Source organism: Escherichia sp. WS1265, from assembly GCF_046487585.1.
Taxonomy (GTDB): Bacteria; Pseudomonadota; Gammaproteobacteria; order Enterobacterales; family Enterobacteriaceae; genus Escherichia; species Escherichia coli.
Genome location: NZ_JBJQJE010000037.1, coordinates 1 through 12,228, shown reverse-complemented (window position 1 = coordinate 12,228; position 12,228 = coordinate 1). Strand labels below are relative to the sequence as shown.

Below are 12,228 nucleotides of genomic sequence, written 5' to 3'. Positions count from 1 at the left end.
CACCACCCCGTCAGTAGCTGAACAGGAGGGACAGCTGATAGAAACAGAAGCCACTGGAGCACCTCAAAAACACCATCATACACTAAATCAGTAAGTTGGCAGCATCACCAATGTTTCAGTTATACTGAATAAAATTATCATATTAATGGTTTTTAATTTGAGTAGTGTGCATTGTTTGTGTAATGAAAAGATTATTACCATTATTAATATTATATTTAAAACACCCATAAAAAACCCAATTAACCTGTGTCTTCACCAATAAATACCCACGAAACTTCTTAAACAGTTTCATATTCGGTTTAAAATCGGCCTGCCAGAACTGGTGCAAATGCCCTTGATACGTCAAGCCCTTGATGTCGTACAGGGCATTGCCCATCACTTTGAGTGGTTTGTTATGAATCAGTGCAGAGATCCCCGCCGTACTGTTAATCGTCACCACCGCTTTAGCATGGCGTAATAGTTCCGGCATCGGGAGATCGTGCACATAAATGACGCGCTCACCTAAGCCATATTCCTTACTCAACCGCTTAATTAATGGTCGATAGAGTCTGTGACCACGATCCATCGGATGATGTTTGATCACCAAATAACTTTCTTTCGGCGCTTTACGTGAAAATGAGTACATGACTTCATTAATATAGTCACGCACATCGTTATAATTGCTGTGGTTACGAATCTGGCTATCGTTATATACCTGCAAAACGGCAAGATAATAACGCTGGTCCAACTCGTTCATTAACCTCGGTAATACCTTACGCTGTGTTACCTTGTAAAGTTGCTTGCGCCAGTATGCACGAACCCAGCAACGTGCTTCATACCAGGGGGAAAACGATTTATGGTGGCGGTAGCGAGGGAACTCATGGCGGTAATGCCAGCCCATTAGGTAATACCACATCGCATGACCTATACGTTTCATCGTTGAAGGTTTTAAGTTCTCAACGTGCGGCGTAGGCATATCTGGTAACTTACGATAAAAATCCGGATCGCGCGGTAGCGATGAATATGCGTTCACTCCGCCTTCTTCAACGGTAATAAATTGCGGGCGTAAATATCCTTCCTCAAATGCCAGAAAGCGGATCCCTTTCGACTTTGCCCAGCGTTTTGCTTCTTTGTGCAATGGGCGGCAGTCACCAAAGCAGAGGATGGTATCAAAGTCATATTGTCGGTGGAGATCTCGCAGCCAACCGGGAAACTCTTTCGGCGTTTGGTAGTAAGCCAGGTATTGTCGATGGCGGCAGTAAAAACGATCCCCGCCGTTGAAGACAACATTCACAGCGTTACGGTCTAATGACTCTAACCATTCGGCGACGTCATTGAAAAAGGGTCCCATTGGCCCCTGCAATAGCAGATATTTTTTACCCGATAATAAAATGGTTAGTGCGTTGTCTTGCATAAATAATTTGCGTAATAGTCAACTATGAAATTGTTTAGCCAAATCTGACCTTGCAGAACATAATTAATTTGCGGTAATAGCGTATTACTCGCCCCGCTTTTTTTCGGGTAATAAACATCGGCTTGCGCGGCGTCTGGATCAAATATTCCGCCGCCTCTTCAACAGTAATAGGTTGTAGCCGTATTGGGTGGATATAGGTTGGATAAACAATCAACGCCTGATAGATCAAGTCTGCTATCGTTAATCTGCGCTCGCGGCGCGGGCAGTGATGTTCATCAGCGGTTAAACCCCAACCGGCATAGAAGGGCAGGCCGTAACAATGAACTTGCTTGCCATGTAATAACGCTTCAAACCCGGACAATGATGTCATGGTGTGCACTTCATCTGCGCGCTGAATGCATTGAATAATATCTGCGTCCAGTGCCTGATAGTCGGCAAGTTCAGCGATCAATTTAGCCGGAATATTGCCCTTACGATTCCCCACTAATACATCCGGGTGCGGTTTATAAATAATGTAGGCGTGCGGATTACGCTCGCGCACTGTGCGTAATAACTCAAGGTTGCTCTTAATCGACACAGTGCCAGTTTTAATAGAGGCATCGTCTTCTACCTGACCCGGCACCAGGATGATTTTTTTATCTTTGGCTTCGGCAGGCAGAGAGAAATCGGCCCCCAAGTTGTACTTGCTCAGTTTACTTTCAACTAGCCGCTGGCGTAATTTTTCAGCTCGCATCTGCTGCGCCAGCGTTAACTGGCTGTGATTAATCAGCACTTCCAGGTCGCTGGGGCGCGTGGCGTCATAGTAGATCCCGCGTTTATCCAGCACCAACGATAGCGGCGGCAGCAGGTCAGAGCCAAGTCCGGATGAACGCAGAAAACCATCTTCCATTCGCCATAACGGCAGTGATTTTCGTTGCGCTTCGGCTCGCCATTGCTGTTCTCCCTTTACACCCCATACCACGCAGGCGCTCGCCGCAGTACAACGACGTGAAAAACTCAGCCGGTTTGTTGCCGTTTGCAAGAAAGGTTTCAGGATCGCTGACTTCCACAGCGTTAAGCCTGGCGCCCATAAATAACCATTACGCTGTTGCAGATGTCGACGTTGTAATTGCAGCCATTGCAGCACGGTAAATAGATCGCTTACTTCTCCCGTTTGCAGATCGATATAGCGACAGTAACGCAGGTATGCAGCGGCAAAAAGTTCCTCCAGCGTGGCAGAACCGCGTCGGGCAGATAACAAAGCGGACTGTGGATGACGATCGTCGGTTAAGCCCCAACCTGCATACCAGGGCTGGCCGAAGCATGTTACTGGTTTTCCTGCCAGCAAGGCTTCAAAGCCATATTGGGAGGTCACGACGTAAACCCGGGAAACGTGTCGCAACAGCGACTGCGGGCTGACATTCTCGGCAATCAAACGTACTCGTTGCGTGGCGCACAGATCAGCGAAATAACCTGTTTTCTTTCCTTCCAGGACATCCGGATGCACCTTCACCCAAATTTCGGCTTGAGGATTTTCCGCCATCGCGGCTTCCAGCATGGCAGCAAACTCATGCGGGCCAGCATTGCCATACGTCACTGACATATCATTAAATGTCTGATCGACAACCAGAACGATGTCTGAACGTTCTGACTCATCAGCCACAAACGCAGGTGCCAGGTTATATTTCGACAAATCCCCGGTCACGATGGTGTGCATCGCTTCTCTGGCCTGGCTTATCAGAGCTGTATTTCCGGCTTTATCCTTTACCAGTTTCTCCAGTGCTGAAGGCTTGCTGGCATCGTAGTAAATGCCACAATCATCCACCACCAGAGAAAGCGGCGGCTCGCCATTGACGCCAAGATCCAGCGAACGCACAAATCCATCTTCCAGACGAATGACGGGTTTTCCCGCTGCTTTGGCGATGGCGACTGGTTTCGCCGCGCTGGGACGATGTCCCCACACGGCGATAGCATCAACTTCTTGCGGAACAGGGCGCAGCAGAGAAAGTTTCTGGCACGGTTGCGCCAGAAATTTCTCCAGATGCGGAATACGCCAGATACCGGACGAGAAAATGCCAATCATGCGTTTTCAGCCAGTTCCTGTGCCATCAGGGCGCGCACTTTTTCCAGGCATGCTGGGGTGTCGACGCCCGGACCGGTTGCGGCAACCTCAAATGTGCGGATGTTGATCCCCGCGCTCATCAACCGCAGCTGCTCCAGTGATTCTGCCTGCTCCTGCATGGACTCCGGTAACTGGCTGTAGTTTTGCAGCACATCGCGACGATAAGCGTAAATACCAACGTGTTTCAGGTAGCGCGCTTTTTCAGCATTACACGGATACGGAATAGGCGAACGGCTGAAATAAAGCGCATCCTGGCGGGTATTTACCACCACTTTTACCGTGCTTGGCTCGGTCGCTTCTTCGGCAGAAATCGCGTGGCATAGCGTTGCCACTGGCAACGCGGGGTCATCACGCATTCCTTGTAACAGCGTTTCTACATCCCGCGGGCGAATCATTGGTTCGTCGCCCTGCAGGTTAATGTAGATATCTGCCTCGACTTTATGCATCACCTCGACCAGCCGATCGGTGCCGGATTCATGATCGTTGCGCGTCATGATGGCTTTCCCGCCAAATGCCTGCACGGCCTGTTCAACACGCGGATCGTCTGTTGCCACCCAAACTTCCGCAACGCCCGCCACCTGTAACGCACACTCGTAAACATGCTGGATCATCGGTTTGCCGACAATATCGAGTAGCGGCTTACCCGGCAGACGCGATGAGCCATAACGAGCCGGGATGACAATAACAGCTTTGCTCATTTCAACTCCTTACAAAGACAGAATCACTTTTGCACCCACCGCCAGCTGATAGAGGATGGTGGAAATACCACGGGTAACTTCAATATTTTTCGATTCATATTTCGGCAGAACCATAATCTCATCGCCCGGCTTGAGTGAATCCACGTCTTCCGCGTTGACGGCAGCACCGTTCTGACGAATGACGATAATTCTGGCGTTACCCGATTTTTGCGTCAGGCCACCACATTTCTCGATGTAATCCTCGGTGGTCATACCCTTCTGCCAGCTCACCGCGTTCGGGAACAGCACTTCGCCATGAACCATAATCAGCGATGTTTTCTCCGGAATATTGATGACGTCGCCATCTTCAAGCAGAACAGAATCAATATTGGATTCGTTGAGGATCACTTCACCTTTCGGAACCACGGTGCGTGCTTTCGCCACAAAGCGGCTGATCAGTTGTGCCTCCTGCATTCGCAGGCTGGCTTCTTCTTTGGTGGATGACTGGGCAGAAAGTGAGGCTTCCTCCAGCTTTTGCAGCGAGAGATTCAGCATCTCTTTCTGACGCTGAGCCACTGATGGGCGATAAAGCTGAACTGCGTTCATCTGCGACATGCTGTTCGGGCGGACTTTTTCCAGAACCGCACGCATAGTGGAACCATAAGGCAGTACCATGGCATGTTCACCGGAGTGTGCGCCTTCAACCCGCACCTGAATGGTGCCGGCATAGCGGTCAGTGCTCACGATTAAGGTATCGCCATTTTGCAACATACGGCCTGGCGCAGAACTGATCGGATAGTATTCGCTGCGTTTTTGCAGCCCCTGTTTACGCATAATCGTAATGTGAGTCGCGCCAGGCTTAGGGCGCGCCCAGCTCAAAGCTTCCGTTACGGGAATGCTGCTTTCGCGGAACTCAAAGTCGTAGCTGTTAAAGACATCGCCCTGAACGCTGAAAGTATGCTGACGCGGCCCGACGATGATGGTGTCACCATCGGCGAACTGCGAAAGCCCCAGTTTGCCGTTCAGCAGGAAGTCGTACAGGTTGACGTTGGAGCGCACGCGGTTACCGCGCTTGACCACAATATCAACGTAACTTCCGCGCTCTGGATCAACGCCGCCAGCCTTGATCAGATAATTGAGTAACGAATCAGACGTCACACCGCCATACAGACCAGGATTACGCACAAATCCGGTCACGTACACTTTTACTGGCTGCGCCTGTAATAAGGAGGCGTAGACGTTGACGTTGGACTGGTACACTTCCTTCACTTTTGATGTAACCAGAGTGTTCAACTGACTATTGCTAACCCCGGCAACTTTCACCGGACCAACGTTTGGCAGAAAAATATTACCTTTGGGATCAATCTGTAATGCACCATCAAAGGTGAACGCACCCCACAAGCGAACCTGAATGCTATCACCCGGATTCAGAATATAGTCAGGGTTGAATCCTACCGTCGCACCGCTATCCGCGCTGGTGCCGTTGAAAAGTTGAGCACCAAACATGCGGCTCATGACCACCGGCGGTGCGGGCGGCGGGGTATTGTCGAAGCCGCTCATGTTTTGCGTATCCGACTGTTGCCCGTTCAGAATACCGGTAAGCGGCGCGGCTCCTGTAAGGTTTGGGTCAGCGTTAATATCAATGGCCGCGCTGGCCTGCGCCGCGTGACAGGCGGCAATCAGTAAAATTGATTTAAATAATTTCATCACAAACTCATTCAGCGACAGCGTTAGTCTCGGTGATCTTCAATAACAGCCAGCAACAGTTTCAGGGTGCCGAACAGCAGGCAGCACACCAGTAACCAGCAGGCGATCAAATAAGGGATATTTGGAAAAGACGATTCCTGCGGCAACTGTGGCGAACTGATCACTGACAGCACCTTGAGCTTACGAGCCGCTTCTACACGGGTCTTTTCAATGGAGGTCAGGGTCAGTTTGTACAGCTCGGTGTTGAACTCTACTTTTGATTTGATTTCTTCAAAATCCACCGCCATACGGTTTAGCTTATCACCCTGCGGCGCTGTGATTTTGCTTTTTTCTTCGTCAATTTGTGCCTGCAATGACTGAATCGCATTACGCGCACTCACAACTTGCGGGGCGTCCTCACGCAGATACGTCAGCAAGTTCCGCAGGTCCGCTTCCATCTGGATCTTCTGGCCCATCAGCGTATTCACTAACGTGCTCGCCGCCTGTGCCTGTGCCTGTGGATCCAGAACGTTGTTGTTGTCTTGATAAGAGAGCAATTCCGCTTTGCTGGCGTCCAGACGCTGGCGTGCCTTTTCCATCTCCGTTTCTGCAAAGGCAAGCTGGTCACGCGCGATGCGATGTGACATCTCATTGATAAAGCGCTCTGACTCTTTCAGCACGGTCTGGTTAAACTTAAGCGCAAACTCCGGGCTAAAGCCCTGCGTCTGAATATTCAGTAATCCGGTTTTATCGTCATACGAGACGTTGATACGGTCCTTGTAGTACTTCAGGAAGCCTTCTGCAGTTTCATCCTTGCTAAGATGATTAAGAAAATCGAGCCCGCTGTGGCTAAACGCTTCACGAAAATTTAGTTGCTTATCCAGCGCCGCCAGCATATCCGGCGAGTTGATGTACTCTTTCAGATACAACGCATCTTCTGCGGAACTGGGGTTAGAGGCACCCAGAAGCAGACCAAAATTCAGGCTGCCGCTGTTTAAATCATCCGAGCGTTTAATGGCGACTTTCGACTCGCTCATATAGCGAGGCTGGCTGAAGATAGCCAGATAGATCAGCAGCACCGCCATCGGTGTCAGAATGATGATTTTCGCCAGGTGTTTTTGGATATCTGCCAGTGAGATGGCAGACAGACGAGCACGCATCCAGGATACGGCAGACTTCACTTTTATCAACATGTAACGATTATCAAAGTTTCAGTGGGGCGCAAACTCAATGAGAGACTAACCTCTCGAACCCCGTTGCTTAATTAGTCGAAAATGCGCACAAGGCCAGTGACTTTATTTGCCTTGTTGGTCACCAATAATGTTGAGACGCGGTGCTTTTGCATTTTTTCTTCCGCTTCAATGATCATGGTGTCTTCCGGTAGCGTCAGCGGTTCACGTGTCATCATCTGCGCAGCCGTGGCGGATGTCAGAGAATCCTCTTTTTCCATAAAGCGACGCAGGTCACCGTCGGTGATAATGCCCGCTAGCCCACCTTCTGCGTCTTCTACCATCACCATTCCCTGGCATCCGCTGGTGATACGTTGAATCACGGTTTTAAATGACGCATCCAGCTGTACCGCAGGAACATCATGCTGCATGACATCAGCAACGCGGGTCAGCAGGCGACGACCTAATGAACCGCCCGGGTGATAGCGCGCAAAATCATTCGGCATAAATTTGCGTTGGTGGATCATGGCAATCGCCAGCGCATCGCCGATCGCCATCGTCAGCGTGGTAGACGTTGTTGGTGCAAGATTATTCGGGCAGGTTTCATTCGCCATGTGGAGTTCCAGCACGGCATCAGCATTTTTCGCCAGCGTGGAATTTCCATTATTGGTAATGGCGATAATTCGGTTGCCGAAATTTTTCAGTGAAGGAACTAGCTTGAGGATTTCATCCGTTTCACCGCTGGCAGAAATAAGGATCAGAAGATCGTAAGGCGTAATCATGCCCAGATCGCCATGGAAAGCTTCTGTAGGATGAATAAAGAAACTAGGCGTACCCGTAGAGGCCAGCGTCGCTGACATTTTACGACCGACATGCCCTGATTTACCCATTCCTGAAAGAATAACGTGCCCTTTACAGTTCATTATCAAATTAAGGACACGCTGGTACTGCCCGGAATCCAGTTGTTTAGACAAGTTTTGTAATGCTGCGCCTTGTTCTGCCAGAGTCTGGCGAACAGAGGTAATTAGATATGGATCGATAGTACTGCTCTGGTCATCAGGTAAATGTCTTTCAGACATATCAGCTCCTTTGCACGGAAATAATGCCACAGTCACAACTAACCCGAACCCACTATAATTTATTTATGCTAAATCAATGGGTTGTAACAAAATTTTTAATGAATATAAAACCATGGTCAGTCCATGCTTATATGCAGGACTTATCACCTTCTTATTAAGTCGCAATGTCTCATGGAGGTGCGAAGATGCTGCAATATTACAGGCGAGAAGGGGAACCAAATTTTGCCCACCTATTTAACACACCCCTACATTATGAACAAGGAATTTAGGATTTTTATCATTTATTAAAATGTTTCCTACTTGACTATTAAGATCAAAAACAATTTATCAATTGATTATTTCCTTGTAAAAAAAGAACGTATGACTATGTTATTAATAAATAAAACACGCAAATAATGGTGATGTTGTTTTGTGATTAACTATTTAAGTGCGGCATAATAAACAAGTTGACAATTTCCATGTAAAGAAGAGGAAAATAATAAAATTTTAGCGGTGACTATTGAATGATATGATAGTTGTGGTGTTGATTATTTCTGGTAATGAATGCGGAATTAAATCTGGCCGGATTGTATTTTTGCTATATCTATTTTTCAGGAGATTATTATTAAATAGAAAAATAACAATGGTGATTATCTCCGGTTGAGCTGGAGTCACGTATGCCAGCGAGTGCTTTCTTCCGGGCCTTCCTTCACTTCAGAGAAAGAGCCTATGGAAAAGAGGCAATCATCAGGCTCTTTTTGAGTCATATGCGCCGATAATCAACTGTCTTGAACGTAAAAATTATGGAGCAACATGATGCTACGATTCATTTCACTCTTCGTTTTTTCTGAGCATTGCGTTCAGGATGGTCAGCAATTTACGCATACAGTCAACCAGCGCCACTTTTTTGGTTTTTCCGGCTGCTGGCAGATGCATGTAAAACGCCTTTATCACCGGATTAAACCAGGTTACCACAAGCGCTGCCATGTGCAGGGCTGCTCTTGCCTCCGTACGCGCACTGGCGTCGTTCGGCCAGCAGATATGTGTGGGATAACAGGGATGTTATGTGAACTGAACTGTGTTTTGTTAACGGGGGATGTTTATTGATGATTCGGGAGTGTTTAAGACCTGATGGCGTTATGCTCCCAAGTTTATTTTATATAAAGATCCAAAAGCAAAAACCCGCCTTGTGGGCGGGTTCTTAAGAATTAGTGGTGCCGGACTCGGAATCGAAGAATGCTTCTATCATGTTGATATTAGTTTATTTTGTTTGGTTTGGTGAAAGATGTACCCTCTTTTGTACCCGCAGTCCCTTTTGATATCGAAAGGGAATCAAACTCGGGGTCAGGCTGAGAGCACAGAAGGAAAGTGCCTGGCTATTATATCGTTAATTCTGTCAATCAGCTCCAGCCTTTTGAAAGTGATGTGTGCAGATCCCTTCTTAAAGTATTTAATGATGAACATCTCATCTTCATAGCGTCCTTTACCCTGAGCGGACTGTATGTGGTCATCCAGATTAATGGTGATATTCCCTCGGTTGTCGGGGATCGGTTTACCGCTGAGCAGATGCAACATTCTTTCCAGGTCAGCCAGGCGATCTGCCTGCATTCCACTGATAAGATGAAATCCCCACTGGTCCCACCTCACCAGATTGTTGACGATAATTTTACTGCCAAATTTACAGGGTGAGTTGGTTTTGTAATCCCAGCTCAGCTCTTTGAAGACGTTGATCACTCCCCGTTCAAACACTTCATCTTTGTTCTGGTGCAGTTGTTCAAATGTGCTCAGAATGTTCGCTTCGCTGATTTCCGGAAAATTATCATATTCCAGTGACCTGTACCTGACTGAGGTGGAGCAGATAACGTCCGTATTCTCGTTGACCACTTCCGGACGGGAGACTGTGATTTCAGACATAATCGATATTCCTTTTTGCAGATAAATGAAAACGCCAGCCGTGTTCAGGCTGGCGTCAGTGGAATGAAGTCTGGTGAGTGAGATGATGAGTGAGACTCACCGGTTCTGGTGCTGAAGCTGCAGTTGGCGCAGGGTACGGATATCCTCTCTGGCCTGTTCGATACAGGGAAACAGTGCTGCTGAATCCGTTTTATCCTCATTGTTGTCAAAGATAATTCCCGATTCGCAGTCGATATTGTCCTGCAGCCACGCAATCAGAATATCCAGTGCGGTTTCCGTGGTTAATGATTTCATGTTGTTCCTGGTTACCAGTTGAAAGTGGGTAAACCCGGCAGGCATTCAGCGCTGGCATCCAGATGAATGAGACTGACGCCATAACGTCGGGTAAGTGTGATAACCAGACGACGGAACGTTTTTGACAGCCCTAGGTGTTTAAGCCGCAGAACCGGATATGACCACGCATCGGTACGTAACAGATATCCGCTACCTGTGAAATGAATCCATTCTGATTCACCGAAGTCACTGGTCTGGTGTGACAGCGAGTACAGCCAGGCGTTATCCTTTTCCGTGATATGTGCGGTACTGCAGCGTATGCCGGCAAGGGTTGCAAACGGTGGTAGTGTGCAGGTTGACTGTTGGTCGGATTCCTCCACCACGCGGAGTGAATAACCGTTTTCAGCGACCTTGTTAATCAGTTCAGTGAGATTAACACCATCGACGTCAACGACAATTCGCCCCATGTTCAGTGCCTGCACATTAATTCTGTCGGCTTCCAGCATCAGGGAAAGTTTCATCGTTTCTCCGGATGCTTACCCAGGGTAATGTTATTTACCGTTCTGTAATTGTCGCGGGTCATCAGGCCGGTCGCCCGGCGAGCCCGGAGGATATCAATACTGTTTATTAACTGAGAGCGGGGACAAGTGCTGAATCCCGGCTGGTCGGTACGCACCAGCGCGTATTTTTCCACGAGAAAGTTCACCGCGTCACACAGTGAAATGCCAGCTTCAATATGCTGCTCAATCACACGTTCATCGGCGAACGGTGTGTCATTCAGTGTAAGGCCGTAATGCTGGCCCAGTAGTCGGGACAGCAGTGTCTGCCAGATGGTGACGGGAGACGGGCAGCGCGATGCCTTCCGTACGTGTGTGTCGGGTAATGTGTTCATACTGAAGATTTTCCTGATATGCAGAGATGAAAAATGGAAAAGTGGCGTGGTGAAAGCACCAGGCCGGAGCAGAAGGTTATTCCGGTGGTTTACTGTTTCGTTTCGGGCGTCGGATAAACAGCAAGATAAACGTAACCACAGCTGCCGAGGGTGTCCGCATGGCAGGTCAGCCCTTTAGCATACAGCGTGACGGTATTCTGACGGTGGGGATTCAGTTCACTGCTGGTGAACATGAGTTCCAGTTGTTTCATCAGCAGCGGAAAGGCTTGGTCCAGATGGTTCGCATCCGCATCGCTGAACCGGCCTCTGATACCGGCGCGGTCGGCAAGGTAATGCAACCGGTTACCCTCCTGCACCAGACGGGCCCCGAAACAGGGCGTCACGGTGCTGGGTAGTCCCCACCAGGGACGGTCGTGATTGTCATCGGGATGAGTTGTCCCGGAGAATGTGTCTGACACGATAAAGTCCTCACAGAAAATCGGTGAATGATAGTTTAACGATGACAGGTCAGCCGGCGTGCAGACCGGCTTCGGTAAAGGTGAATTCGTTGATGAGCAGGCCTCATCCACAGCGGCGTCTGAGGTCAGCCAGTCGTACTCGTTTTCCTGTTGACGGTACAACCAGAAGGCCAGGTCGCGCAGGGCTTCGCTGACTGCGGCTTCCGCATCGGCTGTCATAGCCTGACCAGTCGGACTGTTCCGGGTAACAGTGATATCCATGCTGTACGGATGGCAGTAACGTCCCCGATGACTGATTTCAGCCTGTAACTGCCAGAAGTTACGCTTCTGTACCGCCTGCAGGGCATCCGCGATACGATGAAGCTCACGGTCCTGCGGGGCATATTCCCTGATTTTCCGGGGGGCCGCTGGCTGCCAGTGCCAGAGCCCTTCAAAACAGGCTCCGTCCCCCTGGCTGCAGAATCCGCTGAACCAGATGCACGGCTCTTCCATAAACCGTAAGCGTGCAGCAAGAACCGTATTGACGGGGATGTGTTATTCAGTCGGCAGTGCTACGCGCCAGGGGAGCAGTTCGCCGACCCGGTTTATCGGCCAGTCGGCTATGACG

The 12,228-nt window shown here is 49.1% G+C and carries 13 protein-coding genes and 2 pseudogenes; all 15 read right to left on the bottom strand.

Translation table 11 applies throughout. From position 1 onward, the window contains the following. Positions 1-54, bottom strand: a 54-nt coding sequence (locus ACJHX3_RS23985) for an IS1 family transposase (RefSeq protein WP_129692851.1), incomplete at its 3' end; no start/stop codon positions are given. 88 nt (positions 55-142) lie between these two features. Next, on the bottom strand, positions 143-1,393 hold the full coding sequence (locus ACJHX3_RS23980) for a capsule biosynthesis protein (protein WP_249540490.1): 1,251 nt from the start codon (positions 1,391-1,393) through the stop codon (positions 143-145). A 34-nt stretch (positions 1,394-1,427) separates the two neighbouring features. Then, entirely contained in the window at positions 1,428-3,455 is a 2,028-nt protein-coding gene (locus ACJHX3_RS23975) for a capsular polysaccharide biosynthesis protein (protein WP_000579244.1), read from the bottom strand. Beyond that, the gene (gene kdsB, locus ACJHX3_RS23970) at positions 3,452-4,192 is read right to left on the bottom strand and encodes a 3-deoxy-manno-octulosonate cytidylyltransferase (RefSeq protein WP_000030740.1); all 741 of its coding nucleotides are present in this window, start codon (positions 4,190-4,192) and stop codon (positions 3,452-3,454) included. The genes ACJHX3_RS23975 and kdsB overlap by 4 nt, the downstream gene beginning before the upstream one ends. 9 nt (positions 4,193-4,201) lie before the next feature. Next, positions 4,202-5,878: a polysaccharide biosynthesis/export family protein gene (locus ACJHX3_RS23965; protein WP_012767757.1), complete on the bottom strand. Its 1,677-nt coding sequence runs from the start codon at positions 5,876-5,878 to the stop codon at positions 4,202-4,204. A 23-nt stretch (positions 5,879-5,901) separates the two neighbouring features. Beyond that, entirely contained in the window at positions 5,902-7,050 is a 1,149-nt protein-coding gene (locus ACJHX3_RS23960) for a capsule polysaccharide export inner-membrane protein KpsE (RefSeq protein WP_000905931.1), read from the bottom strand. Between the two features lie 71 nt (positions 7,051-7,121). Beyond that, positions 7,122-8,105 (bottom strand): SIS domain-containing protein, encoded by a 984-nt coding sequence (locus tag ACJHX3_RS23955; RefSeq protein WP_024181915.1) that lies wholly within the window; start codon positions 8,103-8,105, stop codon positions 7,122-7,124. 810 nt (positions 8,106-8,915) lie between these two features. Beyond that, positions 8,916-9,098, bottom strand: a pseudogene (locus ACJHX3_RS23950) (IS110 family transposase); the annotation flags it as partial. Between the two features lie 330 nt (positions 9,099-9,428). After that, positions 9,429-9,998, bottom strand: coding sequence for a DUF4942 domain-containing protein (locus tag ACJHX3_RS23945; protein WP_001290250.1), 570 nt, complete (start codon positions 9,996-9,998; stop codon positions 9,429-9,431). Between the two features lie 96 nt (positions 9,999-10,094). Then, on the bottom strand, positions 10,095-10,292 hold the full coding sequence (locus ACJHX3_RS23940) for a DUF957 domain-containing protein (RefSeq protein ID WP_000839276.1): 198 nt from the start codon (positions 10,290-10,292) through the stop codon (positions 10,095-10,097). An 11-nt stretch (positions 10,293-10,303) separates the two neighbouring features. Further along, positions 10,304-10,792: a DUF5983 family protein gene (locus ACJHX3_RS23935; protein WP_094308611.1), complete on the bottom strand. Its 489-nt coding sequence runs from the start codon at positions 10,790-10,792 to the stop codon at positions 10,304-10,306. After that, complete coding sequence (locus ACJHX3_RS23930; RefSeq protein WP_001094454.1) at positions 10,789-11,163, bottom strand: TA system toxin CbtA family protein; 375 nt, start codon at positions 11,161-11,163, stop codon at positions 10,789-10,791. The genes ACJHX3_RS23935 and ACJHX3_RS23930 overlap by 4 nt, the downstream gene beginning before the upstream one ends. Before the next feature lie 89 nt (positions 11,164-11,252). Further along, on the bottom strand, positions 11,253-11,621 hold the full coding sequence (locus ACJHX3_RS23925) for a type IV toxin-antitoxin system YeeU family antitoxin (RefSeq protein WP_001320394.1): 369 nt from the start codon (positions 11,619-11,621) through the stop codon (positions 11,253-11,255). Positions 11,622-11,670: 49 nt separating this feature from the next. Next, positions 11,671-12,119: pseudogene (locus tag ACJHX3_RS23920) on the bottom strand (antitoxin of toxin-antitoxin stability system); the annotation flags it as partial. Positions 12,120-12,155: 36 nt separating this feature from the next. Then, on the bottom strand, positions 12,156-12,228 hold a 73-nt coding region (locus ACJHX3_RS23915; RefSeq protein ID WP_252966805.1), incomplete at its 5' end, for a hypothetical protein.

Excerpts from the sequence above, each read along its gene's own strand:
- kdsB (WP_000030740.1), bottom strand. The coding sequence starts at position 4,192 with ATGAGCAAAGCTGTTATTGTCATCCCGGCTCGTTATGGCTCATCGCGT.
- ACJHX3_RS23975 (WP_000579244.1), bottom strand. The coding sequence starts at position 3,455 with ATGATTGGCATTTTCTCGTCCGGTATCTGGCGTATTCCGCATCTGGAG.
- ACJHX3_RS23965 (WP_012767757.1), bottom strand. The coding sequence starts at position 5,878 with ATGAAATTATTTAAATCAATTTTACTGATTGCCGCCTGTCACGCGGCG.
- ACJHX3_RS23940 (WP_000839276.1), bottom strand. The coding sequence starts at position 10,292 with ATGAAATCATTAACCACGGAAACCGCACTGGATATTCTGATTGCGTGG.
- ACJHX3_RS23930 (WP_001094454.1), bottom strand. The coding sequence starts at position 11,163 with ATGAACACATTACCCGACACACACGTACGGAAGGCATCGCGCTGCCCG.
- ACJHX3_RS23960 (WP_000905931.1), bottom strand. The coding sequence starts at position 7,050 with ATGTTGATAAAAGTGAAGTCTGCCGTATCCTGGATGCGTGCTCGTCTG.
- ACJHX3_RS23935 (WP_094308611.1), bottom strand. The coding sequence starts at position 10,792 with ATGAAACTTTCCCTGATGCTGGAAGCCGACAGAATTAATGTGCAGGCA.
- ACJHX3_RS23980 (WP_249540490.1), bottom strand. The coding sequence starts at position 1,393 with ATGCAAGACAACGCACTAACCATTTTATTATCGGGTAAAAAATATCTG.
- ACJHX3_RS23945 (WP_001290250.1), bottom strand. The coding sequence starts at position 9,998 with ATGTCTGAAATCACAGTCTCCCGTCCGGAAGTGGTCAACGAGAATACG.
- ACJHX3_RS23955 (WP_024181915.1), bottom strand. The coding sequence starts at position 8,105 with ATGTCTGAAAGACATTTACCTGATGACCAGAGCAGTACTATCGATCCA.